Raw genomic sequence first — 26,890 nt, 5'->3', positions numbered from 1 at the left:
CGTTTGTCGCACTGTAACTAATGTGTAACAGTTAGTTGTCAGTTTTGCTGGGGTATTTCGCTTATAAAAACCGTTATCACAATATCCCGCGACTACCGGACAAAAATAAAGAGTTGAATAAGAGCCTATCCCATTAGGGCTATTTTACTTGCCATTTTGGACCTGGGCAGTGCTCGCCAAAACGCGTTAGCGTTTTGAACGCCGCTAGCGGCGGCCCGAAGGGCGAGCGTAGCGAGTCAAACCTCACGTACTACGTGTACGCTCCGGTTTTTGCGCGCTTTCCGTGTCCAAACTGGCTGCGCCAATAACGCCTGGTGAGATAGGCTCTAAATACGCTTCGGCGTTCAGTAACACGCGTTAACGTGCTGAACAGCCGGGCATTTTTTTACGCTATACCCTATATAATAAAACCGGAGCTACCATGAATAAGAAGGTACTGACCCTTTCTGCCGTGATGGCAAGTCTGTTATTCGGCGCGCACGCACACGCGGCTGATACTCGTATTGGCGTGACGATTTATAAATATGACGATAACTTTATGTCCGTGGTGCGTAAGGCTATTGAAAAAGATGGCAAATCCGCGCCGGATGTTCAGCTACTGATGAATGACTCGCAAAACGATCAGTCCAAACAGAATGATCAAATTGACGTTTTATTGGCGAAAGGGGTTAAAGCTCTGGCGATTAACCTGGTCGACCCGGCAGCCGCCGGTACGGTGATTGAGAAAGCGCGCGGGCAAAATGTGCCGGTGGTGTTCTTTAACAAAGAGCCTTCCCGCAAAGCGCTGGACAGCTATGACAAGGCGTATTATGTCGGGACTGACTCTAAAGAATCCGGTGTGATTCAGGGCGACTTGATTGCCAAACACTGGCAGGCGAATCAGGGTTGGGATCTGAATAAAGACGGTAAAATTCAGTATGTTCTGCTGAAAGGCGAGCCGGGGCACCCGGATGCTGAAGCCCGTACGACGTATGTGGTGAAAGAGTTAAATGATAAAGGTATTCAGACCGAGCAACTGGCGTTAGACACCGCCATGTGGGATACCGCGCAGGCAAAAGATAAGATGGATGCCTGGCTGTCTGGCCCGAACGCTAACAAGATTGAAGTGGTTATCGCGAATAACGATGCGATGGCGATGGGAGCGGTAGAGGCGCTGAAAGCGCATAATAAATCGTCGATTCCGGTCTTTGGCGTCGATGCGTTACCGGAAGCTTTGGCGCTGGTGAAATCGGGCGCGATGGCCGGTACGGTACTGAATGACGCCAACAATCAGGCGAAAGCGACATTCGATCTGGCGAAAAACCTCGCCGAAGGCAAGGGCGCGGCTGACGGCACCAGCTGGAAGATTGAGAACAAAATCGTGCGCGTGCCTTATGTCGGCGTGGACAAAGATAATCTGAGCGAATTTACCCAAAAATAACTTTTCCGTCTGTGGGCGCAATTTTGTTGCGCCCTGAAACCGTGGAAGGGTGACGTGCCGCAGACCGGATAACGTATTTCTTTTGCCATCCGGCGCGGATAGTCATAATTAAAAAGGCCGACAGGGTATCATTATGGGCAGCACGATCTCTCCGTCGTCGGGTGAATATTTGTTGGAAATGCGTGGCATTAACAAATCATTTCCCGGCGTGAAAGCGCTTGATAATGTCAACTTAAACGTTCGTCCGCACTCTATTCATGCATTAATGGGTGAAAACGGCGCAGGCAAATCAACATTATTAAAATGTCTTTTCGGTATTTATCAAAAAGATTCCGGCAGCATTGTATTTCAGGGAAAAGAAGTGGACTTCCATTCGGCGAAAGAAGCGCTGGAGAATGGGATTTCGATGGTACACCAGGAGTTAAATCTGGTATTACAACGTTCGGTCATGGATAACATGTGGTTGGGACGTTATCCCACCAAAGGTATGTTTGTCGACCAGGATAAAATGTACCAGGATACCAAAGCGATATTTGATGAACTGGATATCGATATTGACCCGCGCGCGCGCGTAGGAACGTTATCCGTTTCGCAAATGCAGATGATCGAAATTGCGAAGGCGTTTTCCTATAACGCTAAGATCGTTATTATGGATGAACCGACCTCATCGTTAACTGAGAAAGAGGTTAATCATCTGTTCACGATTATTCGCAAGCTGAAAGAACGCGGCTGTGGTATTGTTTATATCTCGCATAAAATGGAAGAAATTTTTCAATTGTGCGATGAAATTACTATTTTGCGCGACGGTCAGTGGATTGCCACCCAGCCGCTGGAAGGGCTGGATATGGATAAGATCATTGCGATGATGGTCGGGCGTTCCCTGAACCAGCGTTTCCCGGATAAAGAAAATAAGCCGGGCGACGTGATTCTGGAGGTACGTAACCTGACCTCGCTGCGCCAGCCTTCCATTCGCGATGTCTCCTTTGATTTGCACAAGGGCGAAATTCTGGGCATTGCCGGTCTGGTTGGGGCAAAGCGTACCGATATCGTCGAAACGCTGTTTGGCATTCGTGAGAAGTCGTCCGGGACAATCACTTTACATGGCAAGAAAATTAATAATCACACTGCGAACGAAGCGATTAACCACGGTTTTGCGCTGGTGACGGAAGAGCGTCGTTCCACCGGAATTTATGCCTATCTGGATATCGGATTTAACTCATTAATTTCGAATATCCGTAATTATAAAAATAAAGTGGGGTTACTGGATAATTCCCGGATGAAAAGCGACACCCAATGGGTTATTGATTCCATGCGGGTAAAAACGCCGGGGCATCGCACGCAAATTGGTTCACTTTCCGGCGGCAATCAGCAAAAGGTGATCATTGGTCGTTGGCTATTGACGCAGCCGGAAATATTAATGCTGGACGAACCGACCCGCGGCATTGATGTCGGCGCAAAATTTGAAATTTATCAGCTTATTGCGGAACTGGCGAAAAAAGGCAAGGGGATCATCATTATCTCTTCTGAAATGCCGGAGCTGTTAGGGATTACCGATCGTATCCTGGTGATGAGTAACGGTCTCGTTTCCGGCATTGTCGATACTAAAACAACAACGCAAAACGAAATTTTGCGTCTTGCTTCTTTGCACCTTTAAGATCAGGGGCTCCTTATGAGTGCGTTAAACAAGAAAAGCTTTTTGACCTGGCTGAAAGAGGGCGGAATTTACGTCGTTCTTTTAGTGTTGCTGGCGATTATTATTTTCCAGGACCCGACTTTTTTAAGTTTGCTGAATTTAAGTAATATTCTGACGCAATCTTCGGTACGTATTATTATCGCGCTGGGCGTGGCGGGACTCATCGTCACCCAGGGGACAGACCTGTCGGCGGGGCGTCAGGTAGGGCTGGCGGCGGTTGTGGCGGCAACATTACTGCAATCAATGGAAAACGCCAACAAAGTGTTTCCGGAAATGGCGACCATGCCGATTGCGCTGGTCATCCTGATTGTCTGCGCGATTGGCGCGGTGATTGGCCTGGTGAACGGTATCATCATTGCTTACCTGAACGTGACGCCGTTTATTACCACGCTTGGCACGATGATTATCGTTTATGGGATCAACTCCCTTTACTATGACTTTGTCGGCGCTTCGCCCATTTCCGGCTTTGACAGCGGCTTTTCCACCTTTGCGCAGGGCTTTGTGGCGATGGGCAGTTTCCGGCTCTCCTACATCACCTTTTACGCCCTGATTGCGGTAGCGTTTGTCTGGGTGCTGTGGAATAAGACCCGCTTTGGTAAAAACATTTTTGCTATTGGCGGCAACCCGGAAGCGGCAAAAGTTTCTGGCGTAAACGTGGCGCTGAACCTGCTGATGATTTATGCGCTCTCCGGCGTGTTTTATGCCTTCGGCGGCTTACTGGAAGCAGGGCGTATTGGTTCTGCCACCAACAACCTCGGCTTTATGTATGAACTGGATGCGATTGCCTCGTGCGTTGTCGGGGGCGTATCATTTAGCGGCGGAGTGGGTACGGTCTTCGGTGTGGTGACCGGCGTCATTATCTTTACCGTCATCAACTACGGCCTGACCTATATCGGGGTAAACCCGTACTGGCAGTACATTATCAAAGGCGGCATTATCATTTTCGCCGTGGCGCTGGACTCGCTGAAATACGCGCGTAAGAAGTAGTTATCCAGACCTATTGCCTTGCTTATCAGATAACCCGGCGCAGCGAAACTGCGCGCCGGGCTTCATACCGCGAGCTACAGCGTTAACGCGTGCTCTTTTTCGCCTTTTTTAAATTTGACCTCGCCTAAATCAATACAGGCGACCGGGCAGACATGACCGCACAGCAGACAACCGACGCATTTTTCCGTATTGCAATGCGGCGTGCGGCTGTGTTCATCCCACTCCATCGCCTGATGGCCGCCGTCATAGCAGGAGATATAGCAACGTCCGCAGCCGACGCATTTCTCCTGATTAATCCGCGGATAGACGATATAGCTGCGATCCAGGTCTTCCGCCGGGATAATATTGCCATTCGCCAGCCCGATCATCTCCTGTAATGAGGCAAATCCCTGATCGGCCAGATAGTGGCTGAGGCCGCTCGCCATATCTTCTACAATGCGGTAACCGTATTGCATAATGCCTGTCGTCACCTGTAGGGTCGCCGCGCCCAGCAGCAGAAATTCGGCAGCGTCTTCCCAGGTTTCAATGCCGCCGATACCGCTAATCGGGAAATCGCGCAGTTCAGGGTGCATTCGCAACTGCTGGATAAAACGCAGCGCAATGGGTTTCACCGCTTTTCCTGAATAACCGGAGATACTGGATTTACCGTTAACCACCGGCATCCCGATTTTGCGGTTCAGGTCGATGTTAGTAATGGATTTCACGGTGTTGATGGTGGCGATACCGTCGGCTCCGCCGCGTTTGGCGGCCAGCGCGACTTCACACATATCGCCAATATTCGGCGTCATTTTCGCCAGCATTGGCAAAGATGAACCGCGTTTTACGGCGCGGCAGTATTTTTCAACCAGCTCCGGGCTTTGCCCTACATCGCTTCCCATGGCGTGCGAGGTCATCTGCGGGCAAGAGAAGTTACACTCAATCATATCCGCGCCGGCTTCTTCAACCAGACGCGCCAGTTCTTGCCACTGCTGCTCATTTTCCCCCATGATGGAAGCAATCAGCATCTTATCCGGATAATTCTGTTTTAGCCGTCGAATGGCGGCCAGATTCTCTTCCAGCGGATGCTCAGCAATTTGCTCCATGTTTTTGAAACCAATAAAACCGGTATCTTCTTTCGTCAGGTGATCAAAACGTGGAGAGACTTCGTTGGCAATAAAAAAACCAATGGTTTTAAAAACGATCCCGCCCCAGCCGGTATCATAGGCTTTGGCGCACATCTCATAACAGTTGCCTACCGGAGAAGAAGAAAGACAAAACGGATTGGGAAACTTAATGCCGCAAAAGGTAACAGACAAATCTTTTGTTAACATGAGCAGGCCTCCTCTAAATAATGATGAATAGCCTGAGCGGCTTCTTTTCCGGTTTTTACCGCATAAACGACGGTCTTATCGCCTTTAACAATATCGCCAGCGGCAAAGATCGCCGGGTCGTCGGTTTGATAATTGTGCGTGTCGATAATATTATGCTGCGCTTTTATCTCCGCAAAGGTATCCAGTCGCGCGTGCTGCCCCACGGCCAAAATAATATTTTCCGCTTCCAGCGTCAGTTCTCCTGAGTGGCGTACATGGTGGAAGGTCACTTTATTTCCGCTGACGGCGACAGGCGTAAAACCATCAATAATCGATACGCCTAATGCCTGCGTGCTGGTAAATTCTTTTTCGCTGGCGGGAAATTGGGCTAATTCTTCCCGCGCCACGCAGGTGACGGAAGGACAGCCGAGAATTTTTAACGTACTGGCGACATCCATCGCTACGTCGCCGCCGCCAATAATTAATGCGCTACGCGGAACGCTAATATCGCCGTCGGCCTGACGGGCGCGCTGTAAAAAATCAACGGCAATCTCTACGTGATTGGCTTGCTCAAATAACGGTAAATCAGAACCACAGGACATCCCGACGGTCATCAGCACGGCGCGATATTCGGCTTTGAGTTGCGCAAGCGATAGCGACCCGCCCACCTCACAATTACATTTAATATTGACGCCCATTTCTACAATGCGGGCAATTTCCTGATCGAGAACGCTTTGCGGCAGACGAAATGCCGGGATGCCGTGACGCAGCCATCCGCCGGGCTGCGGCTGTTTTTCGTAAATGGTGACGTCATAGCCTAAATGCGTGAGCGTCACGCTTGCCTGCAAACCTGCCGGACCCGCGCCAATAATCGCTACTTTCCCGCGTATTTTACTCCCGGGCTGATAAATCTGCATGGCAGTCTGCTGTTCAAAATCGGTAATAAAACGTTGCAGGCGTGCAATATCAATAGGTTTATCTATTCCGGAACGTGTACATCCGCGCTGGCATAATTTTTCCGTCGGACAGACTCTGGCGCAGACGGCGCCAAGCGCATTATTTTCCCGGATAGTTTCCGCTGCGCCTTTAAAATTGCGAAAGTAAATAGAACGAATAAATTTCCCCGGATCGGTTTGCGCCGGGCAAGCCTGACTACAGGGCGCATCGTGACATAATAAACAACGTGAAGCCTCTTTTATTGCCAGTAATGGCGTAAAACCAGGCGTGAGTTCATCCAGATAATTTTGTTGCGGCATATAATCTTCCTTAATGCTTGAATAAATTAAGGCGAAACGCAAATAACGCGTTTTAATGATCCAAAATCTACCGCCAGCCTAAGCATTGAAAGAAGGGTATTCTGTGAAAGAATTCACAAAAAAATGAAACCAGAATGCAAAACAGCATTTGTTCCTTATATCATAATAATAACTATTCTCAATTTTAAAGGGATAATAAATAGATTAACGATAAAAAAGAAGATAAATAATCATTCCAGTAAATAAAAAACCGCAACCGGTATAAAGAAAAAGATAAGACCAATATTGTACGGGATCGGCATGGCGATAGACATAAACCGGTTTTCGCGCATTTTTGACAACTTTATCTACCGCGCCGGTTCGCCAGCCTTTCCAGGCCTCACGGAAGCAAAAAAGCGGGAGTAGCAGAAAGGCTAATATGACAAATATCGTCTGTACATCCATGATCATTTCCCTTTTTTCTTTTCCAGTTCAAGCAATTGTTCCGGCGTAACGGCCGGATATCCCTGGGCGTCATTCAGCACCTGATGCTGCGTGGGAATAGGTACCAGCGGGCCTAAAAAACGCGGTTCGCGTTTAAAAATATAGAGATCCGCCAGCGCGCTAAAGCGGGCGCCAAATTCGCGCAGGCGCACTGTCAGCATATTTTTGGGCGAAGGTACCGCGTAACACTGCGCCTGAATGCCCATATGCAACGCAATAAACAAGGCGCGTTCGCAGTGGAAGCGCTGAGTGATGATAATAAAGTCGTTGGTATCAAACACTTTGCGGGTACGCACAATGGAGTCAAGCGTACGGAAGCCAGCGTAATCAAGCACAATGTCCGCAGGATCGACGCCCGCCGCGATAAGGTCTTTGCGCATGGTCATCGGTTCGTTATAGCTTTGCAGGGCATTGTCGCCGCTGAGCAGCAGGTAATTGACTTTACCGCTATTGTAAGCGTTTAACGCGCCCTGAATACGGTAACGATAGTACTGATTAATGACACCCTTGCGATAGTATTTGGCTGTCCCTAACACGACGCCAACCTGGCGGTAGGGGAGATCCTGTAGCTCGTCATAGATATAGGGCGCTGTTTTCCAGCTCATCCACCGATCGAGGCCAAGCACCGTCAACAGCAGCAAGCCTACCAGGACCAACAGGCTGTAAAACACGCGCTTTAACATGCAGGAAACTCGATACCAGGATGAAAGTACGATCAGGCTACTGTACCCGAAGACGTAGCGCAAGAAACCGCCGTCTGATTGCGGAGATTTTCAGCATGATTTCCCTTGTATCGGGTCGCGGGAGAGGAGAGTCAGGCCGGATAAGACGCCAGTGCGTCGCTATCCGGCACATTTGCTTAGCCGAGAAGCACGCGGTCAATATTATGGCAACCTAACGCTTTCAGCGTTGCGGCGGTGGCATCCCATTGAATTAATGCTGCATCGCCTTTTTCCGCCAGAATCGCGCGCTGAATATCCGCATAGTCATAGCCATTGAGACTCAGCAGGTTTAGCGCGCCTTGCAGCGGGGGAAGCGTAGGGTTAAAGGCGGCGTTTTCCGCATAGCTGCCGGTGAAAATACGGCCATCTTTACATTCCAGCGCCACGCCGCTCGGTGAGTGGCTATAAGGCATATGGCTCTTATTGGCTGCCGTAATCGCCGCTTGCGTTAGCGTATCGCCCGTTAGCGTATCGCCCGTTAACGTAAAGCCATGATCCTGCTCGTCCATCAGCAGCGTTTTGATCTCCAGATCTTTTGGCCCGAAAGCGTCAGGCAGATAATCGCGTAACGTATGCGGCGCGCGGCCCGGCAGATGAATGCGCAGATCCAGACCGCTGTTCAGCTCGTTCATAAACTGGCGACAGTGGCCGCAAGGCGTGTAGTTAACGGTGACGGCGGCGAGCCCTTTTTCGCCGCGTAGCCAGGCGTGGCTAATCGCGCTTTGTTCAGCATGCACAGTTTGTTGCATGGTGGCGCCCAGGAACTCCATATTCGCGCCGAAATACCAGTTGCCGCTAACGCCGCGCGCAATCGCGCCGACGTTAAAATGGGACAAATCGGTACGGGCGCAGGCCGCCGCCAGAGGTAACAGTGCGAAAGCCAGCGCGTCTTCGTCCAGTCCCGCCGTATTTTTAAGCGTCGAGACCTGCTCTGCGGTCAGCATGGCGGGAAAATGGTGGTCCGCCAGGATAGGGGCCAGCGCTGATTGCAAATTATCCGCAAGCTGGGCAAAAGCAGTTTGAAAACGTGGATGCATGGCGTTGCCTCATAACAATGTAATGGAACCGTAGTTTACGGGCCTGCTATGTCTTAATATGTGATCTAAATCTCATTGCTTATGCAACTTGTGAAACTTAAATAAAAAATGCGCGACGTATCGCAAATTTTAACCCGGTCTTTTGTCCCGTCGTTAGCGCATTACCGCCAGAATGAGCGGAAACAAAAAGGGCGCTACCAGCGAGGTAATAATGCCGCAGATCACCAGCGCCAGGGAGCTAAACGCGCCTTCCTGGTAATCCAGCTCGGCACAGCGCGCAGTACCGAGCGCATGTGAGGCGGTCCCCATTGCCAGCCCGCGTGCGGCCTTAGTACGGATGTGCATCGCGTTTAACAGCGTGTGGCCAAACACCGCGCCCAGAATACCGACAAAAATTACGCATACCGCGCTGATCGCAGGGATGCCGCCGATGCTGCCGCCCACCGCCATCGCGATAGGTGTAGTCACGGATTTAGGCAGTACCGATGCCGCGATTTCAGGCGTTGCGCCCATCAGCAAGGCAACGGATGTCCCGGTAATCATCGCTACCAGACTGCCGACAAAACAGATGCTAATAATGGATTTCCAACGCGCGCGAATCTGGTGCAACTGTTCATAAAGGGGATAGGCCAGCGCCACCACCGCCGGTTGCAGCAGATCGTTAAGTACTTCGCTGCCTTTGAAGTAGTGCTCGTAGGGAATACCGGTCAGCAACAGAAAAGGAATAATGACTACCATTGCCACCAGCAGAGGATTCAGCAACGGCATTTTAAAATGCGCCGCCAGTCTGCGGGCGGCGAAAAATACCGCCAGCGTCAGCGGTAACGACCACCAGATATATGTCATCATTTTTTCGTTCCCTTCTGCCCAACCACTTTACGCTCACCGTGTATCAGATGTGAACTCCAGCTTACGACCACAAAAACGACCAGCGTACTGATAGCGCAAGAGACCACCACCGGGCCGAATTGCGCGCGCAGTAAGTCAAAATATTGCATGACCCCAACGCCAATTGGCACAAACAGCAACGCCATGTAACGAATCAGCACATAACAGCCGGGGTTAACCCACTTTGCCGGCAGAATTTGCAGCGCCAGCAATACAAACAGAATTAACATCCCGATAATGCTGCCGGGAATAGTGATAGGAAGCAGTGATGCAAGAAAAATGCCTGCGTACAAACAGGCATAAATCAATACAAAAGCGCGTATATATTGCCAGATAATATTCAGTGACTTACTCATGTTTAAAGCCCTTGATGAGATGGATTCATCATACAATTAAACGTTAAAACGTGCTACCGATCACATCATGAATTCTTAGCATAGTGGGTATAGACAGCAGGAACATCGGGCAATGCCCCTGGTCGGCGGCGCTAAACCTGGGCTAAAAAATACAAAAAGCGACTCAGGGCCAAAGACGGCGTCTCATTCTTACGCCAGAACATCCCTACGCTGCCTTTTTGCTCAATTTTTGGCAAGTTTAAAATCGCCAGTTGCCCCTGGCTGGCATAGCGTTGCGCCAGCCGTAAAGAAAGAATAGAGATCATATCGCTGCTTTGCAGCAAATTGGTGCTGACGTTCATTGACGCCGATTCAATGGTGTTTTCCGGGAGCATGACGCCATTATCGACGAGGGCGTTATCAATACTGATGCGAATAGGGGTGCCGGTTGGCCAGACTATCCACCGCCAGTGCGCCAGATCGCTCCAGGCGATCTGCGCTCGCGCGGCCAGCGGATGGTGCGGACGCGCCACAAAGCAGACCGGCTCGGTATAAAGTACCTGATAATTAAGCGGCAGTTGCAGGGCGCGGCCGCCGACACGCCCTACCACCACATCCACCTGACCGGCAAGCAAATCGTGCAGCAGCGGCGTCATTACCTTCTCTTCAATATTCAGATGCAGCGTCGGCATTTCGTTAAGCAGGCTCAGAATCGCCTGTGATACGCAGTCAGTCGCCACGGGCGAACAGCCGATCTTCAGGCTGCCAACCAGGCCGCCCTGCTTGAAACGGGCGATTTCATACTGTGAACGCTCCAGATCGTTAATTAGGCGCTGGGCGTGCTGGAGCAGTAATTTACCGCCTTCCGAGGGGCGTAGCCCTTTACTGTGGCGCTCAAAAAGCGTGATGCCTATCTCATCTTCGAGTTGAGATAACCACTTCGATAGCGCCGGCTGGGAGATATTCATCATCCGGGCGACGTGCGTCAGGTTGCCCTGTTCGCCCAGCGCAACCAGCGTTTGCAGGTGATGTAATTTCAATTTCTGCGCCCAGTTCGCCATTCGCTATAACCTCCAGGTTATGTCTCTGCCTGAAAAGCCATTGTACATTTTATCGCTCACTCTACAAACTCGTAACATAGCAAACATAAAAACAACATCTATCTCCCTGCACTGAGGCATTAGCTATGACTCAACGACGTGATCTACAAGCCCTTATTGATGCCGCGCCGTCGGCAAAATGCAGTGGCGCGTTATCATCTGCTGTTTTCTGGTGGTTATGCTCGACGGTTTCGACACCGCCGCGATTGGCTTCATCGCCCCGGATATTCGTACCCACTGGCAGCTAAGCGCCAGCGAACTTGCGCCGCTGTTTGGCGCAGGGCTGCTGGGGCTTACGGCCGGCGCGCTGCTATGCGGGCCGCTGGCGGATCGCTTTGGCCGCAAGCGGGTCATTGAGCTTTGCGTGGCGCTATTCGGCGCATTGAGCCTGCTTTCCGCTTTCTCGCCGGATATAGAAACCCTGGTGTTGCTGCGCTTCTTAACCGGTCTGGGACTGGGCGGAGCGATGCCGAATACCATCACCATGACGTCGGAATACCTTCCCGCTCGTCGACGCGGAGCGCTGGTCACGCTGATGTTCTGCGGTTTTACCCTGGGGTCGGCGATGGGTGGGATTGTGAGCGCGCAACTGGTGCCGCTGATTGGCTGGCACGGAATTCTGGCGCTAGGCGGCATCTTGCCTTTGATGCTGTTTTTCGGCCTGCTGTTCGCGCTGCCGGAATCTCCCCGCTGGCAGGTACGTCGCCAACTATCGCAAGCCGTTGTCGCCCGGACGGTCAGCGCCATTACCGGCGAGCGCTATCACGATACGCAATTCTTTCTGCATGAGACGGCAGCCATCGCCAAAGGCAGTATTCGCCAGCTTTTTGCCGGGCGACAGCTTGTCATTACCCTGATGTTATGGGTGGTGTTCTTTATGAGCCTGCTCATTATCTATCTGCTTTCCAGCTGGATGCCGACGTTACTTAACCATCGCGGTATTGATCTGCAACAGGCGTCGTGGGTGACTGCCGCATTCCAGGTTGGCGGCACGCTTGGCGCGCTGTTACTCGGCGTGTTGATGGACCGGCTTAACCCGTTCCGGGTACTGGCGGTGAGCTATGCGCTGGGCGCGGTTTGCATTGTCATGATAGGCCTGAGCGAAAACGGCCTTTGGCTGATGGCGCTGGCGATTTTTGGTACCGGCATCGGTATTAGCGGTTCCCAGGTCGGGCTGAATGCTCTGACGGCGACGCTGTACCCCACCCAAAGCCGGGCGACGGGCGTGAGCTGGTCGAACGCCATTGGACGCTGCGGGGCGATTGTCGGTTCGCTCTCCGGCGGCATGATGATGGCCCTCAATTTCTCTTTCGATACGTTGTTTTTTGTCATTGCTATTCCGGCGGCTATCAGCGCGGTAATGCTTACCCTGCTGACGGTGGTTGTCCGCCTTTCGATTTCTGTACCTGACGACCTGCCGCGTGCCAGCGTCGTAAACGAATAAGGAGAATCTCCATGTCTGAAATAAATCAGAACGTAAAAGATAGCCGTCAGCAGTATTACCAGCATATTTCCGGGCAGAATCTGACGCCGCTGTGGGAATCGTTACATCACCTGGTACCGCAGACGCCAAACGCCAACTGCGCGCCGGCCTACTGGAATTATCAGGAAATTCGTCCGCTACTGATGGAAAGCGGCAATGTCATTGGCGCGAAAGAGGCGATCCGCCGGGTGCTGGTGCTGGAAAATCCGGCATTGCGCGGTCAGTCGTCGATCACGGCGACCTTATACGCTGGTTTACAGCTGATCCTGCCCGGCGAAGTCGCGCCGAGTCATCGCCATAACCAGTCGGCGCTGCGTTTTATCGTCGAAGGTAAAGGCGCATTTACCGCGGTGGACGGCGAGCGCACGCCAATGCATACCGGCGATTTTATCCTGACGCCGCAGTGGCGCTGGCACGATCATGGTAATCCGGGGTCAGAGCCAGTGGTATGGCTGGATGGTCTGGATCTGCCGTTAGTCAACCTCCTGGGCTGTGGGTTTGCGGAAGACTATCCCGAAGATCAGCAGCCGGTGACGCGAAAAGAGGGCGATTATCTGCCGCGCTATGCAGCGAATATGCTGCCGCTGCGCCACCAGCGCGGGAACTCGTCGCCGATTTTCAACTACCGTTACGACCGCAGTCGCGAGGCGCTGCACGATCTGACCCGTATGGGCGATCCGGATGAGTGGGAAGGTTACAAGCTGCGTTACGTTAATCCCGTCACCGGCGGTTATCCGATGCCGTCGATGGGCGCGTTCCTGCAACTGCTGCCAAAAGGCTTTGCCTCGCGTGTGGCGCGGAGCACCGACAGCACTATCTACCACGTCGTTGAAGGGGCAGGGCAGGTCACTATCGGCAACGAAACTTTTCATTTTTCCGCAAAAGACATTTTTGTGGCGCCGACCTGGCATGAGGTGTCGTTTCGCAGCAGCGAAGACACGGTGTTATTCAGCTTTTCGGACAAGCCGGTTCAGGAAGCCCTGGGGCTGTTCCGCGAAGCACGTTATTAATTAGGGAGAGAGAACATGACCAAATATGTATTCCAGCCGCAGGCCCCGGTGACAGTACCCGTGGCGGGCAGTGATGAGCAGTTTCCGGTACGTCGCGTTTACTGCGTGGGTCGCAACTATGCCGCCCATGCCCGTGAAATGGGCTTTGATCCCGATCGCGAACCGCCGTTCTTCTTTTGTAAACCAGCGGACGCTGTCGTCCCGGTAGCGGAGGGGGATACCCTGGAACTGCCGTATCCGGCGCAGACCGATAACTACCATTATGAAATTGAGCTGGTGGTGGCGATTGGTAAAAAGGGGAGCGATATCCCGCTGGAAAAAGCCCATGAATATGTCTGGGGATACGCCACAGGTCTGGACATGACGCGTCGCGATCGTCAGATGGAAATGCGTCAGATGGGACGCCCGTGGGAAATTGGCAAAGCGTTCGATCTCTCCGCGCCCATTGCGCCATTACACAAAGCCGCTGAAACGCATAATGTGGATAACGCCCCTATTTGGCTACAGGTTAACGGCGAAGACCATCAGCGCAGCGATATTCGTCATCTGATTTGGTCGGTGAATGAAACCATCAGCTATTTGTCCGGCTTTTTTGAATTGCAGCCAGGCGATTTGATTTTCACCGGTACGCCAGAGGGGGTGGGCGCAGTGGTGAAAGGAGATGTCATCACCGGGAACGTAGAAGGTCTGACGCCGATTGCTGTGAAAATTGTCTGAGGTGAACGATGAAGCTGTACAGTTTCTTTAATAGTTCGGCGTCTTATCGTGTACGTATTGCGCTGGCGTTAAAGGGGATTGATTACCAGACAGTGGGCGTCAATATTCGTATCGGCCAGCAGAATGCGCTGGCCTACCGACGGATGAATCCGGTAGGCCTGGTGCCGACGCTGGTCACTGATGACGGCGAATCGTTGGAGCAATCACTGGCCATCGTCGACTGGCTGGACCGACATTTTCCGCAAACGCCGCTGCTGCCGACGAGCGACCCGGCGCGCAGCCAGGCGCTGGAAATTGTCTACGCTATCGCCTGCGATATACACCCAATCAATAACATGCGCGTGTTGCGCTACCTGACCGATGAGCTGAAGGTTAGCGAGGAGGATAAAAAACGCTGGTACGCCCACTGGATACAACAAGGGTTAAGCGCGGTAGAGCAGCTATTGCGTAAAAGTCAGTCCGGACGATTCTGCGTGGGCGACGCGCCAGGCCTTGCGGACTGCTGCCTGATTCCTCAGTGGGCGAATGCGCTCAGGATGGGCTGCGATTTATCAGGCTATCCGCGCTGTAAAGCCGTTTATGACGCCTGCGTACAGCTACCGGCGTTTATTGCCGCCGCGCCGGAAAATCAACAAGATAAAATCCCGGCCTGAAAAGGAGAATGACCATGACTCACGTGACAAGCGCAATTATTGTAGGTGGCGGAATCGGCGGCGCGGCGACCGCGCTGTCGCTGGCGCGCCAGGGAATAAAAGTCATGCTGTTGGAAAAAGCGCACGAAATTGGCGAGATTGGCGCGGGTATTCAGCTTGGGCCGAACGCTTTTTCGGCGCTGGATAGTCTCGGTGTGGGCGATGTTGCCCGCCAGCGTGCGGTGTTTACCGATCACATTACCATGATGGATGCCGTGAATGCCGAAGAAGTGGTATGCATTGAAACCGGACAGGCGTTCCGCGACCATTTTGGCGGGCCGTATGCGGTAATTCACCGGGTAGATATTCATGCAACGGTATGGGAAGCGGTGCTGACGCACCCTGGCGTGGAGTATCGTACCTCGACCCATATTGTCGATATCCGCCAGACGCCGGATGACGTTACGGTGTTTGATGAGCAGGGAAATAGCTGGACGGCGGATATTCTCGTGGGCTGCGACGGCGTTAAATCGGTCGTGCGGCAAAGTTTACTCGGCGATGCGCCGCGCGTAACGGGGCATGTAGTTTATCGGGCGGTGATTGATTGCGACGATATGCCGGACGATTTACGTATTAACGCACCGGTGCTTTGGGCAGGCCCGCATTGTCACCTGGTCCATTATCCGCTACGCGGAGGTCAACAGTACAATCTGGTGGTGACATTCCACAGCCGCCAGCAAGAAGAGTGGGGCGTGAAAGACGGCAGTAAAGAAGAGGTGCTCTCTTATTTTGCCGGCATTCATCCCCGCCCGCGCCAGATGCTGGATAAGCCGACCTCCTGGCGCCGCTGGTCGACCGCCGATCGCGAGCCGGTCGCAAAATGGGGAACCGAGCGTATCACTCTGGTGGGCGACGCCGCGCATCCGGTGGCGCAATATATGGCCCAGGGCGCCTGTATGGCGCTGGAAGACGCCGTCACGCTAGGCAAAGCGCTGGAACGCTGCGACGGCGACGCGCAGCAGGCATTTGCGCTGTATGAGTCGGTGCGTATTCCCCGCACGGCGCGTATCGTCTGGTCTACCCGCGAGATGGGGCGTCTCTATCACGCCGCCGGGGTGGAGCGTCAGGTGCGTAATCTGTTGTGGAAAAGGAAATCGCAGGAGGCGTTTTATCGCGGTATTGAATGGCTGTACGGCTGGAAAGAAGATAACTGTCTTGAGCCGCGTTGAGCACTTTACGTGACGTAGCGTGGCGTTTGCGCCGCCACCCGGCAAAAAGTTTTGCTCATCGCAGAGAGGCGTTATGATAGCGCCTCTTTTTTTGCTGTGGATACCGATATGCGTGTTTTACTGGCGCCGATGGAAGGCGTGCTCGACGCGTTAGTGCGCGAGCTGCTGACCGAAGTGAATGATTACGATCTCTGCATCACCGAATTTGTGCGCGTGGTGGATCAGCTGCTGCCGGTAAAAGTGTTTCATCGCATCTGCCCGGAGTTGCATCACGCCAGCCGCACGCCGTCCGGCACGCCGGTGCGTATTCAGCTTCTGGGTCAGCATCCGCAGTGGCTGGCGGAAAACGCCGCGCGGGCGACGGCGTTGGGATCGTATGGCGTGGACCTGAACTGCGGCTGTCCGTCAAAAGTGGTGAACGGCAGCGGCGGCGGCGCGACATTGCTCAAAGATCCCGAACTCATCTATCAGGGCGCGAAAGCGATGCGGGCCGCGGTACCGTCGCATCTGCCGGTGACGGTAAAAGTGCGTCTCGGCTGGGATAGCGGCGATAGAAAATTTGAAATCGCCGATGCGGTGCAGCAGGCCGGCGCCAGTGAACTGGTGGTGCATGGCCGTACCAAAGCGCAGGGCTACCGCGCCGAGCATATCGACTGGCAGGCGATCGGCGAAATACGCCAGCGTCTGACTATTCCGGTTATCGCGAATGGCGAAATCTGGGACTGGCAGAGCGCGCAGGCATGTATGGCGACCAGCGGCTGCGATGCGGTGATGATCGGCCGTGGGGCGTTAAATATTCCTAACCTGAGCCGGGTGGTGAAGTATAACGAGCCGCGTATGCCGTGGCCGGAAGTGGTGACGTTATTACAAAAATATACCCGACTGGAAAAGCAGGGCGATACCGGTTTATATCATGTCGCGCGTATTAAACAGTGGTTGGGATATTTACGTAAGGAATATATTGAGGCGACGGAACTCTTTCAGTCGATTCGGGCGTTAAACCGTTCGTCCGAGATTGCGCGGGCGATTCAGGCTATTAAAATCTAATCTCTACAGCGTCCAGAACGTGTGCCGGGCAGATACTATCACTGCCCGGCGCAGGAATCAGAAAATCATCTTAAACACGCCCGTTACCACCAACAGCCCAATCAGAAAAATAATTAAGATTGCCCATAAAAGAATTTTCATTGTTTGTCCCTTTATTGGTAAATACAAACAAAGTATAGGAAAGTATTAAGCCATCTGCTGCCTTGTTGGGCGCGGCGACGTTTAACTCATGAAGGCTGCTGGCGGGTATTGCAGCAAAATTGTTCATTTATTAACGAGTTAGTGGGGCTTTATACTGAAATATCACATCAAAAAAATGTATTGCATGAAATTATTTGCTAATCATATAAATTTCAAAATATGTCTTTTGTTGTCTGATGATGTATTGCCACGCGTAACTAAAAAATAGATCGCCGTAAGACGTACTCTCTGCGCACCTTTTTTTATCAGAACACCTCCATGAATCGTAATTCTTTCCTTGCCGCGACAGCGAGCTTACCGCTTTTTATTTTGCTGGCGGGCTGCGCCCCTATGCACGATACCCGCCAGTCGCTGACCCAGCAGACGCCCTCTTCTTATGTGGATTCCAGCCTGCCGGCGGCATTGAAAAACGGTTGGCCGGATAGCCAGTGGTGGAAGGCGTATCACGATGCGCAGCTTGACGCGCTGATCGATAATGCCATACAGCATTCGCCGGATATGCAGGTGGCTGAACAGCGTATTCAACTGGCGGAAACGCAGGCGAAAGCGGTTGAGGCGCAGGACGGCCCGCAGCTCGACTTTTCTGCCGACATTGAGCGCCAGCGAATGTCCGCGGAAGGGCTGATGGGGCCATTCGCGATTACCGACCCCGCGGCGGGAACGACCGGGCCGTGGTATACCAACGGTACATTCGGCCTGACGGCGGGCTGGGATCTGGATTTATGGGGGAAAAACCGCGCTGAAGTTACCGCGCGGATCGGGGCGGTCAAAGCGCGCGAAGCGGAGCAGGAGCAGACCCGACAACTGCTGGCAAGCGGCGTGGCGCGACTCTACTGGGAGTGGCAGACGCAGGCGGCGCTGAAAAATGTGCTGATGCAAATCGAGCATGAGCAGCAAAACGTGGTGACGGTAAACCGGGAGCTGTATCAACACGGCATTACTTCTTCTGTTGAAGGGGTCGAGACCGATATCGACGCCAGCAAAACCCAGCAGCAGTTGAATGACGTTAACGGTAAAATGAAGGTTATTGAAGCGCGGCTCAGCGCGTTAACCAATACGCAATCGGCGGCGCTCAAGCTGCGTCAGGTGAGTCTCCCCGCCGTTGAAAGCCAGTTACCGTCGCAACTGGGGTATTCGTTGCTGGCGCGCCGGGCGGATCTACAGGCCGCGCACTGGTACATTGAATCCTCGTTGAGCAGCATTGACGCCGCGAAGGCCGCGTTTTATCCCGATATCAATCTGATGGCTTTTTTACAGCAGGATGCGTTACATCTGAGCGATCTGTTCCGCCATTCCGCACAGCAATATGGCATTACCGGCGGGCTGACGCTGCCGATTTTCGACAGCGGCAGGCTGAATGCCAACCTCGATATCGCCAAAGCGCAAAGCAACCTTTCTATCGCCAACTACAACAAAGCGGTGGTAGATGCGGTTAATGATGTGGCGCGCGCCGCCAGTCAGGTAGAGACGCTGGCGCAGAAAAATCAGCATCAGCAGCAGATTGAGCATGACGCGAAGCGTGTGGTCGGTCTGGCGCAAGAGCGCTTTAATGCCGGTATTATTGCGGGTTCCTGCGTGAGCGAGGCCAAAATCCCGGCACTACGCGAGCAGTGTAACGGCTTGCTGTTGCAGGGCCAGTGGCTGGATGCCTCCATTCAGCTTACCAGCGCGCTGGGCGGCGGTTATCATTCCTGATTTTTCCGGATGATTCAGACAGGGTTCCTATACTTAGGCTGTGTATGATTCATCCGGAGAGGAATATGACCAAAGTCGCAATTGTAACGGCATCAGATTCGGGAATTGGCAAAGCGTGTGCGTTGTTATTAGCACAAAACGGTTTTGATATTGGTATCACCTGGCATTCCGATGAACGCGGCGCGCAGGAGACGGCGAAAAAAGCGGCGCAGTTTGGTGTGCGGGCAGAGACCATTCATCTTGACCTGAGCCAGTTACCCGAGGGCGCGCAGGCCATTGAACATCTTATTCAGCGCCTGGGGCGCGTTGACGTGCTGGTCAATAATGCCGGGGCGATGACCAAATCCGCGTTTATTGATATGCCGTTTACGCAGTGGCGGCAAATTTTTACCGTGGACGTCGATGGCGCGTTTCTCTGCGTGCAGATCGCCGCCCGGCATATGATTAAACAAGGAGAGGGAGGGCGCATTATCAACATCACCTCCGTCCATGAGCATACGCCGCTTCCGCAAGCCAGCGCCTATACCGCGGCGAAACATGCGCTGGGCGGATTGACTAAATCCATGGCGCTGGAACTGATTGAACATCATATTTTGGTCAACGCCGTCGCGCCAGGCGCTATCGCCACGCCGATGAATGATATGGATGACAGCGACATTGAGCCGGGATCGGAACCCTCGATCCCTATTGCCCGACCGGGTTCTACGCATGAAATAGCCAGCCTCGTCGCCTGGCTGTGTTCGGAAGGAGCAAGCTATACCACCGGTCAGTCGCTGATTGTCGACGGCGGGTTTATGCTGGCGAATCCGCAATTCAACGCAAAATAAACGCCGGGTGCCGGATGGCGGCGTTATGCCATCCGGATACCATCGGGTTTAACGGGCCTCCGCTTTGCCGCGTCTTTTCAGCCACCAGCGCACGCCCACTACCAGGACGATGGCCAGAATCAGCCAGACCCCGTGCCTGAGATGCTGATCGAGGTCGTGCAGCCATGGCGCGATCACCTCGCCGCCAAGATATCCCAGCGTGGTAAACAGCAGCGCCCAGATCAGCGCGCCTACAATATTCAGCGGCAGAAAAATTTTAGGCGGCAGGCGGCTGGCGCCAATCAGCAGCGGGCCAACCACCCGGAAGCCATACATAAAACGCGTGCCGATCACAAACAGATACGGATGGCGTTGGATCATTTTCTGCGCGCGACGAATCTTCGTATGATAACGCGGGAAACGACGCAGGATCTTCCCGCCATAGCATCGTCCTAACAGGTAAAGTAGCTGATCGCCCATCATCCCTCCCAGCGCGACGGCCGCCGCCACCAGCGGAAACTTGAGTAATCCCTGATGCGCCGCGACGCCCCCCAACAGGGTAACGGTTTCACCTTCGGCCATACTGCCGATAACCAGCGCCGCATAGCCATAATGCGTAATAAGCGTGTTGATATCCATGCGTAAACCACCTCCGGCATTAAGCATACACCCTGGCAAGAGGCGTGCGCGGCAAAGCCGACGTTTTGCCGGAGACTATTTTGCCATTGCTCATAAAATAACCAGAAACTGAATTATACTTGAACATACTGGCATCTGAGGCAGCAGAAGGGGGCAGTATGAACCATGTATGGGGGCTTTTTTCCCATCCCGATCGGGAAATGCAGGTGATCAAAAGCGAAAACGAAACCGTTTCGCATCACTATACGCACCATGTTTTGCTGATGGCGGCGATTCCCGTCGTCTGCGCCTTTATCGGCACGACGCAAATCGGCTGGAATTTTGGCGACGGCAACGTGTTACAACTCTCGCTGTTTACCGCTTTTGCGCTGGCGGTCTTGTTCTACGGCGTGATGCTGGCGGGCGTCGCGGTGATGGGACGCGTCATCTGGTGGATGGCGCGAAACTATCCGCAACGGCCATCGCTTGCGCGCTGTATGGTTTTTGCCGGCTATGTCGCGACGCCGCTGTTTTTAAGTGGTCTGGTGGCGCTCTATCCCCTGGTATGGCTATGCGCTTTGGTCGGCGCTGTCGCGCTCTTTTACACCGGCTATTTGCTGTATTTGGGTATTCCGACTTTCCTTAACATTAATAGAGAGGAAGGATTAAGCTTCTCCAGTTCGACGCTCGCTATCGGCGTGCTGGTCCTGGAGGTGCTACTGGCGATCACCGTGATCCTGTGGGGATACGGCTACCGCCTGTTCTGATGCGAAAAAGGGCTGGCGCAAAAGCCAGCAATGCAGCATTTGCTGACGATTCTTCTGTAGCGGCAACGCTGGCGTGCCGCTATGATGCCACTGCTAGCTTGAGTATAATCTTAGCTCAGGCGGTGTGCGTTACGACGCGCGTGAATCATTATCAGAAATCTCATCATGCTGAAATTCCGAGCTTCATTCCTGAGCCTTGCTCTGATGTTGGCCGTTCCTTTTGCCCCGCAGGCTGTGGCGAAAACGGCAGCGACAACCGCGGCGTCTCAACCTGAGATTGCCTCCGGTAGCGCAATGATTGTTGATCTCAACACCAATAAAGTGATCTATTCGAACCACCCGGATCTGGTGCGTCCGATTGCCTCGATAACCAAATTAATGACAGCGATGGTCGTGCTCGACGCGCGATTGCCGCTGGATGAAATACTGAAGGTCGATATCAGCCAGACGCCGGAAATGAAAGGGGTTTACTCCCGCGTGCGCCTGAACAGCGAAATTAGCCGCAAAAATATGTTGCTGCTGGCGTTGATGTCATCCGAAAACCGTGCGGCGGCAAGCCTGGCGCACTATTATCCTGGCGGTTATAACGCGTTTATTAAAGCGATGAATGCGAAGGCGAAAGCGCTGGGCATGACGCATACCCGCTTCGTTGAGCCGACGGGGCTGTCGATTCATAACGTCTCGACCGCGCGGGATTTAACAAAATTGCTGATTGCCACGAAGCAATACCCGCTGATTGGCCAGCTAAGCACCACGCGCGAAGATATGGCGACATTCTCGCATCCGGCGTATACGCTGCCGTTTCGCAATACCAACCATTTGGTCTACCGTGATAACTGGAATATCCAGTTAACGAAAACCGGCTTTACCAATGCGGCGGGGCATTGCCTGGTGATGCGTACCGTGATCAATAACAAACCGGTCGCGCTGGTGGTCATGGACGCGTTCGGCAAATATACCCACTTTGCGGACGCCAGTCGCCTGCGTACATGGATTGAAACCGGTAAAGTCATGCCCGTTCCGGCTGCCGCGCTGAGCTATAAAAAGCAAAAAGCCGCGCAAATGGCGGCAGCCAGCGCCAGTGCCGGGGCGCAAACCGCACAGAACGATTAAGTCGCCGCAGGCCCGGCAGGCATCGCGCCGCCGGGCTTCACGGTAAACCGCACGGTGTTAATGCGTTTCGTCGGGCGTATTTTCCTGCCAGAATTTCCGCTTACTCGTTTTGCCGATACCGGGGTTCATACTGTTGGTTGGGTCATTTTGCCGATAAAAACGCGTCAGCGTTTCCGGCGCTTTATACAGATGTCCAACGTTGTGCTCCGCCGGGTATTGTGCCCCGCGCGCCTGCAACAGCTCCAGCATTTGCGCTTTCAGCGCATGGACGTCGACGCCTTTCTTCACGATATAGTCCTGATGAAAAACGTGGCACATAAAGTGACCGTAATAGAGTTTATGTACCAGTTGGCTGTCGATTTCCGGCGGCAGATGCTCGAACCAGTCGGTATCGTTGCGGCGCAGAGCGATATCCAGCGCCAGAATATCTTCCACTTCATCAGCGTGTACGGCCTGATAACGAATCGCTGCGCCAGCAGCGGCGAAGCGGTGCAGGAAGGCTTTGCTGCCTTCTTCCGGCGTACAGGTGAAGAAACCGCCCTCAGCGGATTTAAAAAATTCATTCAGCCAGCGTTGCGCTTCTGCGACGCCGTCTCCCGCCATTTTTAACAGCAGATGATGCTCATATTTATCGCGCCAGTTTTTCATTCGCGGCGGCAGATGGCTGGGAAACAGATGGCCGAATTTCTGCATCGCGCGGTCGGTGAAATGCGGTCGGAAAAATTTTACTTTTTCCAGCATCGCATCGGTTCGGCCTTTTAGCGTGAAAAAGAATGGCATCTTGTCGGTGCCGAGTTTATCGATCATCAGAAAGGTATCTTTACCGTACTGCTCCGCAATATCGTAGATATCGCGATGCATATATTCTCCCGCCACTGGCAGATTGTCGAAGTTCGCCAGAATATACCGACGGATTTCAGTCAGTACCGCGGGCTGATTGGTGCCGATATAGAAAACCTGCTGATTTTTTTCCGCTGCAAAGGTATCAAGGCGAACGGCAAAAACCGCCAGTTTTCCGGCGCAGCCGGAAGATTCAAACAAACGGTCCGGGTCGGCGTTATAGCGGGCGGGCGTATCGGCGTTGATATCTCGTACCCGCGTCACGTAGTCGTGATCGTGCGCATGACGACCATCGTGACGCACATCCTCATCTTTAATCCGTTCATCATCCAGCTTGCTCAGGATCTGCTCCGGCGTATGCCCAAGATCGATACCCAGATGATTGACCAGTTGCAGTTTGCCTTGCTCGTCAATACGGGCAAAGAGCGACATCTCGGTATAGGCCGGGCCGCGCTGCACCAGCGAGCCGCCGGAGTTATTACAGATGCCGCCGATGACCGACGCGCCGATACACGACGAACCAATCACCGAGTGCGGTTCACGGCCCAGCGGTTTAAGCGCTTTTTCCAGCGCATAGAGCGTCGTACCGGGCCAGGCCAGAACCTGTTGGCCGTTATCCAGTAAGTGCAGCTTATCCAGCCGCTGGGTGCTGATAATCACAATATCGCGATCGTAGTCGTTGCCGTTCGGCGTGGAGCCTTCCGTCAGACCGGTGTTGGCGGCCTGCATCAGAATAATTTTGTCAGCGTTAACGCAGGCGTTGAGCACACGCCACAGTTCCAGTAATGAACCCGGGAAAACAACGGCCAGCGCGTCGCCCTGACCGGAACGGAAACCCTTGCGATAGCGGGCGGTTTTGGCGGGGTCTGTCAGCAGGTGAGAATGGCCTACCAGGCGGGCCAGCTCATTCAGGAACGTTTTATTATCAGTCATTGTTATGGAAGACATTCTCCACTCCTTGTGGTGGGACAAAATATCAGCGTTAAGCATAGCGCTTTGTATGACAATACGCTTTCTCATTCAAATTGTTTCTGTGTTGGTGGTATTCATTTGCCGCCTTGATACCATTTGCTGGCGGTTGTGTATTCGACTGTGCGGAAAATTAGGAGAATAACCTTCGCTTTCTTCTCCTCTCGCGTTTAGGCTTATGGCAAACTGCGGTTTTTATTCTGTTTTTACCGCCTCGTCGGGATAAAGATAAAGAGAGACTCAACATGAAATGGTTATGTTCAGTAGGTGTTGCTGTGAGTCTGGCGATGCAGCCAGCATTGGCGGAAAACCTGTTTGGCAATCACCCGCTGACGCCCGAAGCGCGCGACGCGTTCGTCACGGATTTACTCAAGAAAATGACTGTCGATGAAAAAATTGGTCAGTTACGTCTGATTAGCGTCGGCCCTGATAACCCGAAAGAAGCGATTCGCGAGATGATCAAATACGGGCAGGTAGGGGCGATTTTCAATACCGTCACCCGCCAGGATATCCGTCAAATGCAGGATCAGGTGATGGCGTTGAGCCGCCTGAAAATTCCTCTCTTTTTTGCCTATGACGTGGTACACGGCCAGCGAACCGTCTTCCCGATAAGCCTCGGTCTGGCTTCTTCTTTTAATCTGGATGCGGTAAGAACCGTAGGACGCGTATCGGCGTATGAAGCGGCGGACGACGGCCTGAATATGACCTGGGCGCCGATGGTGGATGTCTCCCGCGATCCGCGTTGGGGACGCGCCTCCGAAGGCTTTGGCGAAGATACATATTTAACCTCTATCATGGGCGAAACCATGGTGAAAGCGATGCAGGGCAAAAGCCCGGCGGACCGCTATTCGGTGATGACCAGCGTGAAACATTTTGCCGCCTATGGCGCCGTTGAAGGCGGTAAAGAATACAACACCGTGGATATGAGTTCCCAGCGTCTGTTTAATGACTACATGCCGCCGTACAAAGCGGGGCTGGATGCGGGGAGCGGCGCGGTGATGGTGGCGCTGAACTCGCTGAACGGCACGCCTGCGACGTCAGATTCCTGGCTATTGAAAGATGTCCTGCGCGATGAGTGGGGCTTTAAGGGAATTACCGTTTCCGACCACGGCGCTATTAAAGAACTGATTAAACACGGTACCGCGGCCGACCCGGAAGATGCGGTGCGCGTGGCGCTAAAGGCAGGGGTGGATATGAGCATGGCGGATGAGTATTACAGCAAATATCTGCCGGGTCTGATTAAGTCGGGCAAAGTGACGATGGCGGAACTGGACGACGCGACACGCCATGTGCTCAACGTAAAATATGACATGGGATTGTTTAACGACCCCTATAGCCATCTGGGGCCGAAAGAGAGCGATCCGGTGGACACCAATGCCGAAAGCCGCCTGCATCGTAATGAGGCGCGGGAAGTGGCGCGGGAAAGTGTGGTACTGCTGAAAAACCGGCTGGAAACGCTGCCGTTGAAAAAATCGGGCACCATTGCCGTTGTTGGGCCACTGGCCGACAGTCAACGTGATGTAATGGGAAGCTGGTCTGCTGCTGGGGTCGCGAATCAGTCGGTGACGGTGCTGGCGGGTATTCAAAATGCCGTCGGCGACGGGGCGAAGATCCTCTATGCCAAAGGGGCGAATATCACTAACGATAAAGACATCGTCGATTTCTTAAACCTGTATGAAGAGGCGGTGAAAATCGATCCGCGCTCACCGCAGGCGATGATTGATGAGGCGGTGCAGGCGGCGAAACAGGCCGATGTGGTGGTCGCAGTGGTAGGCGAGTCGCAGGGGATGGCGCATGAAGCCTCCAGCCGTACCAATATCACCATTCCGCAGAGTCAGCGCGACTTAATCACCGCTCTGAAAGCCACCGGTAAGCCGCTGGTACTGGTATTAATGAACGGCAGACCGCTGGCGCTGGTAAAAGAAGATCAACAGGCCGATGCGATTCTGGAGACCTGGTTTGCCGGGACGGAAGGCGGCAACGCCATTGCCGATGTGCTGTTTGGCGATTACAACCCGTCAGGCAAACTGCCGATCTCCTTCCCGCGTTCGGTGGGACAAATTCCGGTCTATTACAGCCATCTCAATACGGGACGCCCGTATAATCCTGAAAAGCCAAACAAATACACCTCACGTTATTTTGACGAAGCGAATGGCCCGCTCTATCCGTTTGGTTACGGTCTGAGCTACACCACATTTACGGTGTCTGACGTCACGCTCTCCTCACCGACAATGCAACGCGACGGCAAAGTCACGGCCAGCGTAGAGGTCACGAACACCGGTAAACGCGAAGGGGCTACGGTCATCCAGATGTACTTACAGGATGTCACGGCGTCAATGAGCCGCCCGGTGAAGCAATTAAAAGGCTTTGAAAAAATCACCCTCAAGCCCGGCGAAAGTAAAACCGTGAGTTTCCCGATTGATATCGAGGCGTTGAAGTTCTGGAATCAGCAGATGAAATATGACGCGGAACCCGGCAAGTTCAACGTCTTTATCGGCGTGGATTCCGCTCGCGTTAAACAAGGATCGTTCGAGCTACTGTAAGCCTGCCGTC

24 protein-coding genes and 1 pseudogene are annotated in these 26,890 nt (G+C 53.2%); 14 read left to right on the top strand and 11 right to left on the bottom strand.

Annotated features, from left to right (window positions below):
• The first annotated feature begins 421 nt into the window (after nucleotides 1-421).
• The 3 genes from mglB to mglC all read left to right on the top strand — a co-directional run bounded on the left by mglB (nucleotide 422) and on the right by mglC (nucleotide 4,100).
• Entirely contained in the window at nucleotides 422-1,420 is a 999-nt protein-coding gene (gene mglB / locus ACFK9X_RS15690) for a galactose/glucose ABC transporter substrate-binding protein MglB (RefSeq protein WP_001036943.1), read from the top strand.
• 133 nt (nucleotides 1,421-1,553) lie between these two features.
• Nucleotides 1,554-3,074, top strand: a complete 1,521-nt coding sequence (gene mglA, locus ACFK9X_RS15685; RefSeq protein WP_000535914.1) for a galactose/methyl galactoside ABC transporter ATP-binding protein MglA — start codon at nucleotides 1,554-1,556, stop codon at nucleotides 3,072-3,074.
• Nucleotides 3,075-3,089: 15 nt separating this feature from the next.
• On the top strand, nucleotides 3,090-4,100 hold the full coding sequence (gene mglC, locus ACFK9X_RS15680; RefSeq protein ID WP_151116979.1) for a galactose/methyl galactoside ABC transporter permease MglC: 1,011 nt from the start codon (nucleotides 3,090-3,092) through the stop codon (nucleotides 4,098-4,100).
• Between the two features lie 74 nt (nucleotides 4,101-4,174).
• Here mglC and preA read toward each other — a convergent pair whose 3' ends face one another.
• The 8 genes from preA to ACFK9X_RS15640 all read right to left on the bottom strand — a co-directional run bounded on the left by preA (nucleotide 4,175) and on the right by ACFK9X_RS15640 (nucleotide 11,171).
• Nucleotides 4,175-5,410, bottom strand: coding sequence for an NAD-dependent dihydropyrimidine dehydrogenase subunit PreA (preA, locus tag ACFK9X_RS15675; RefSeq protein ID WP_151116977.1), 1,236 nt, complete (start codon nucleotides 5,408-5,410; stop codon nucleotides 4,175-4,177).
• Nucleotides 5,404-6,645: an NAD(P)-dependent oxidoreductase gene (locus ACFK9X_RS15670; protein WP_151116975.1), complete on the bottom strand. Its 1,242-nt coding sequence runs from the start codon at nucleotides 6,643-6,645 to the stop codon at nucleotides 5,404-5,406. The genes preA and ACFK9X_RS15670 overlap by 7 nt, the downstream gene beginning before the upstream one ends.
• A gap of 204 nt (nucleotides 6,646-6,849) precedes the next feature.
• Nucleotides 6,850-7,095 carry a DUF2542 family protein gene (locus ACFK9X_RS15665; protein WP_000605187.1) on the bottom strand — a complete coding sequence of 82 codons (246 nt, stop codon included), beginning with the start codon at nucleotides 7,093-7,095 and terminating at the stop codon, nucleotides 6,850-6,852.
• On the bottom strand, nucleotides 7,092-7,811 hold the full coding sequence (gene sanA, locus ACFK9X_RS15660; protein WP_151116973.1) for an outer membrane permeability protein SanA: 720 nt from the start codon (nucleotides 7,809-7,811) through the stop codon (nucleotides 7,092-7,094). The genes ACFK9X_RS15665 and sanA overlap by 4 nt, the downstream gene beginning before the upstream one ends.
• A gap of 176 nt (nucleotides 7,812-7,987) precedes the next feature.
• Nucleotides 7,988-8,887: a cytidine deaminase gene (gene cdd / locus ACFK9X_RS15655; RefSeq protein WP_151116971.1), complete on the bottom strand. Its 900-nt coding sequence runs from the start codon at nucleotides 8,885-8,887 to the stop codon at nucleotides 7,988-7,990.
• A 153-nt stretch (nucleotides 8,888-9,040) separates the two neighbouring features.
• A complete protein-coding gene (locus ACFK9X_RS15650) occupies nucleotides 9,041-9,736 on the bottom strand; it encodes a CidB/LrgB family autolysis modulator (RefSeq protein ID WP_000989296.1) in 696 nt (231 codons plus the stop codon).
• A complete protein-coding gene (locus ACFK9X_RS15645) occupies nucleotides 9,733-10,131 on the bottom strand; it encodes a CidA/LrgA family protein (protein WP_000045719.1) in 399 nt (132 codons plus the stop codon). The genes ACFK9X_RS15650 and ACFK9X_RS15645 overlap by 4 nt, the downstream gene beginning before the upstream one ends.
• A 131-nt stretch (nucleotides 10,132-10,262) precedes the next feature.
• Nucleotides 10,263-11,171: a LysR substrate-binding domain-containing protein gene (locus ACFK9X_RS15640; RefSeq protein WP_000024658.1), complete on the bottom strand. Its 909-nt coding sequence runs from the start codon at nucleotides 11,169-11,171 to the stop codon at nucleotides 10,263-10,265.
• 125 nt (nucleotides 11,172-11,296) lie between these two features.
• Between ACFK9X_RS15640 and ACFK9X_RS15635 the strand changes: the two are divergent.
• The 6 genes and pseudogenes from ACFK9X_RS15635 (at nucleotide 11,297) to dusC (ending at nucleotide 17,328) form a co-directional block, all read left to right on the top strand.
• Nucleotides 11,297-12,654: pseudogene (locus ACFK9X_RS15635) on the top strand (MFS transporter).
• An 11-nt stretch (nucleotides 12,655-12,665) separates the two neighbouring features.
• Nucleotides 12,666-13,703, top strand: a complete 1,038-nt coding sequence (gene gtdA, locus ACFK9X_RS15630; RefSeq protein ID WP_001289857.1) for a gentisate 1,2-dioxygenase — start codon at nucleotides 12,666-12,668, stop codon at nucleotides 13,701-13,703.
• Nucleotides 13,704-13,718: 15 nt separating this feature from the next.
• Nucleotides 13,719-14,420 carry a fumarylacetoacetate hydrolase family protein gene (locus ACFK9X_RS15625; RefSeq protein WP_000170626.1) on the top strand — a complete coding sequence of 234 codons (702 nt, stop codon included), beginning with the start codon at nucleotides 13,719-13,721 and terminating at the stop codon, nucleotides 14,418-14,420.
• A gap of 8 nt (nucleotides 14,421-14,428) precedes the next feature.
• Entirely contained in the window at nucleotides 14,429-15,073 is a 645-nt protein-coding gene (maiA, locus tag ACFK9X_RS15620) for a maleylacetoacetate isomerase (RefSeq protein WP_151116966.1), read from the top strand.
• Between the two features lie 14 nt (nucleotides 15,074-15,087).
• Nucleotides 15,088-16,281 (top strand): 3-hydroxybenzoate 6-monooxygenase, encoded by a 1,194-nt coding sequence (locus ACFK9X_RS15615; RefSeq protein ID WP_151116964.1) that lies wholly within the window; start codon nucleotides 15,088-15,090, stop codon nucleotides 16,279-16,281.
• Between the two features lie 108 nt (nucleotides 16,282-16,389).
• Nucleotides 16,390-17,328: a tRNA dihydrouridine(16) synthase DusC gene (dusC, locus tag ACFK9X_RS15610; RefSeq protein WP_001264839.1), complete on the top strand. Its 939-nt coding sequence runs from the start codon at nucleotides 16,390-16,392 to the stop codon at nucleotides 17,326-17,328.
• A gap of 57 nt (nucleotides 17,329-17,385) precedes the next feature.
• Here the strand turns inward: dusC and yohP are convergent, their stop codons facing one another.
• Nucleotides 17,386-17,469 (bottom strand): small membrane protein YohP, encoded by an 84-nt coding sequence (gene yohP, locus ACFK9X_RS15605; RefSeq protein ID WP_000698460.1) that lies wholly within the window; start codon nucleotides 17,467-17,469, stop codon nucleotides 17,386-17,388.
• Between the two features lie 318 nt (nucleotides 17,470-17,787).
• On the opposite strand from yohP, the gene mdtQ reads away from it, so the two are divergent.
• Together mdtQ and ACFK9X_RS15595 are read left to right on the top strand one after the other, a co-directional pair.
• Nucleotides 17,788-19,224: a multidrug resistance outer membrane protein MdtQ gene (mdtQ, locus tag ACFK9X_RS15600; protein ID WP_151116962.1), complete on the top strand. Its 1,437-nt coding sequence runs from the start codon at nucleotides 17,788-17,790 to the stop codon at nucleotides 19,222-19,224.
• A gap of 65 nt (nucleotides 19,225-19,289) precedes the next feature.
• On the top strand, nucleotides 19,290-20,051 hold the full coding sequence (locus tag ACFK9X_RS15595) for an SDR family oxidoreductase (protein WP_151116960.1): 762 nt from the start codon (nucleotides 19,290-19,292) through the stop codon (nucleotides 20,049-20,051).
• A gap of 48 nt (nucleotides 20,052-20,099) precedes the next feature.
• Here the strand turns inward: ACFK9X_RS15595 and ACFK9X_RS15590 are convergent, their stop codons facing one another.
• A complete protein-coding gene (locus ACFK9X_RS15590; RefSeq protein ID WP_001523476.1) occupies nucleotides 20,100-20,669 on the bottom strand; it encodes a DedA family protein in 570 nt (189 codons plus the stop codon).
• Between the two features lie 158 nt (nucleotides 20,670-20,827).
• Here ACFK9X_RS15590 and ACFK9X_RS15585 point away from each other — a divergent pair, with 158 nt between their 5' ends.
• Together ACFK9X_RS15585 and pbpG are read left to right on the top strand one after the other, a co-directional pair.
• Nucleotides 20,828-21,415: a Yip1 family protein gene (locus ACFK9X_RS15585; RefSeq protein WP_001017057.1), complete on the top strand. Its 588-nt coding sequence runs from the start codon at nucleotides 20,828-20,830 to the stop codon at nucleotides 21,413-21,415.
• 165 nt (nucleotides 21,416-21,580) lie between these two features.
• Complete coding sequence (gene pbpG / locus ACFK9X_RS15580; RefSeq protein ID WP_000911555.1) at nucleotides 21,581-22,528, top strand: D-alanyl-D-alanine endopeptidase; 948 nt, start codon at nucleotides 21,581-21,583, stop codon at nucleotides 22,526-22,528.
• A 57-nt stretch (nucleotides 22,529-22,585) separates the two neighbouring features.
• Here pbpG and dld read toward each other — a convergent pair whose 3' ends face one another.
• Entirely contained in the window at nucleotides 22,586-24,316 is a 1,731-nt protein-coding gene (dld, locus tag ACFK9X_RS15575) for a D-lactate dehydrogenase (RefSeq protein ID WP_021000511.1), read from the bottom strand.
• A 266-nt stretch (nucleotides 24,317-24,582) separates the two neighbouring features.
• Between dld and bglX the strand changes: the two genes are divergently transcribed.
• Nucleotides 24,583-26,880, top strand: a complete 2,298-nt coding sequence (gene bglX, locus ACFK9X_RS15570) for a beta-glucosidase BglX (protein ID WP_151116958.1) — start codon at nucleotides 24,583-24,585, stop codon at nucleotides 26,878-26,880.
• Nucleotides 26,881-26,890 lie beyond the last annotated feature (10 nt).

It is taken from the genome of Salmonella sp. WC3, assembly GCF_042932255.1.
Classification (GTDB): Bacteria; Pseudomonadota; Gammaproteobacteria; order Enterobacterales; family Enterobacteriaceae; genus Salmonella; species Salmonella enterica.
Note: the sequence above shows the minus strand (reverse complement) of the source record. Positions and strands in the feature narration are given on the sequence as shown.

Excerpts from the sequence above, each read along its gene's own strand:
- mglB (WP_001036943.1), top strand. The coding sequence starts at position 422 with ATGAATAAGAAGGTACTGACCCTTTCTGCCGTGATGGCAAGTCTGTTA.
- mglA (WP_000535914.1), top strand. The coding sequence starts at position 1,554 with ATGGGCAGCACGATCTCTCCGTCGTCGGGTGAATATTTGTTGGAAATG.
- mglC (WP_151116979.1), top strand. The coding sequence starts at position 3,090 with ATGAGTGCGTTAAACAAGAAAAGCTTTTTGACCTGGCTGAAAGAGGGC.
- preA (WP_151116977.1), bottom strand. The coding sequence starts at position 5,410 with ATGTTAACAAAAGATTTGTCTGTTACCTTTTGCGGCATTAAGTTTCCC.
- ACFK9X_RS15670 (WP_151116975.1), bottom strand. The coding sequence starts at position 6,645 with ATGCCGCAACAAAATTATCTGGATGAACTCACGCCTGGTTTTACGCCA.
- ACFK9X_RS15665 (WP_000605187.1), bottom strand. The coding sequence starts at position 7,095 with ATGATCATGGATGTACAGACGATATTTGTCATATTAGCCTTTCTGCTA.
- sanA (WP_151116973.1), bottom strand. The coding sequence starts at position 7,811 with ATGTTAAAGCGCGTGTTTTACAGCCTGTTGGTCCTGGTAGGCTTGCTG.
- cdd (WP_151116971.1), bottom strand. The coding sequence starts at position 8,887 with ATGCATCCACGTTTTCAAACTGCTTTTGCCCAGCTTGCGGATAATTTG.
- ACFK9X_RS15650 (WP_000989296.1), bottom strand. The coding sequence starts at position 9,736 with ATGATGACATATATCTGGTGGTCGTTACCGCTGACGCTGGCGGTATTT.
- ACFK9X_RS15645 (WP_000045719.1), bottom strand. The coding sequence starts at position 10,131 with ATGAGTAAGTCACTGAATATTATCTGGCAATATATACGCGCTTTTGTA.
- ACFK9X_RS15640 (WP_000024658.1), bottom strand. The coding sequence starts at position 11,171 with ATGGCGAACTGGGCGCAGAAATTGAAATTACATCACCTGCAAACGCTG.
- gtdA (WP_001289857.1), top strand. The coding sequence starts at position 12,666 with ATGTCTGAAATAAATCAGAACGTAAAAGATAGCCGTCAGCAGTATTAC.
- ACFK9X_RS15625 (WP_000170626.1), top strand. The coding sequence starts at position 13,719 with ATGACCAAATATGTATTCCAGCCGCAGGCCCCGGTGACAGTACCCGTG.
- maiA (WP_151116966.1), top strand. The coding sequence starts at position 14,429 with ATGAAGCTGTACAGTTTCTTTAATAGTTCGGCGTCTTATCGTGTACGT.
- ACFK9X_RS15615 (WP_151116964.1), top strand. The coding sequence starts at position 15,088 with ATGACTCACGTGACAAGCGCAATTATTGTAGGTGGCGGAATCGGCGGC.
- dusC (WP_001264839.1), top strand. The coding sequence starts at position 16,390 with ATGCGTGTTTTACTGGCGCCGATGGAAGGCGTGCTCGACGCGTTAGTG.
- yohP (WP_000698460.1), bottom strand. The coding sequence starts at position 17,469 with ATGAAAATTCTTTTATGGGCAATCTTAATTATTTTTCTGATTGGGCTG.
- mdtQ (WP_151116962.1), top strand. The coding sequence starts at position 17,788 with ATGAATCGTAATTCTTTCCTTGCCGCGACAGCGAGCTTACCGCTTTTT.
- ACFK9X_RS15595 (WP_151116960.1), top strand. The coding sequence starts at position 19,290 with ATGACCAAAGTCGCAATTGTAACGGCATCAGATTCGGGAATTGGCAAA.
- ACFK9X_RS15590 (WP_001523476.1), bottom strand. The coding sequence starts at position 20,669 with ATGGATATCAACACGCTTATTACGCATTATGGCTATGCGGCGCTGGTT.
- ACFK9X_RS15585 (WP_001017057.1), top strand. The coding sequence starts at position 20,828 with ATGAACCATGTATGGGGGCTTTTTTCCCATCCCGATCGGGAAATGCAG.
- pbpG (WP_000911555.1), top strand. The coding sequence starts at position 21,581 with ATGCTGAAATTCCGAGCTTCATTCCTGAGCCTTGCTCTGATGTTGGCC.
- dld (WP_021000511.1), bottom strand. The coding sequence starts at position 24,316 with ATGTCTTCCATAACAATGACTGATAATAAAACGTTCCTGAATGAGCTG.
- bglX (WP_151116958.1), top strand. The coding sequence starts at position 24,583 with ATGAAATGGTTATGTTCAGTAGGTGTTGCTGTGAGTCTGGCGATGCAG.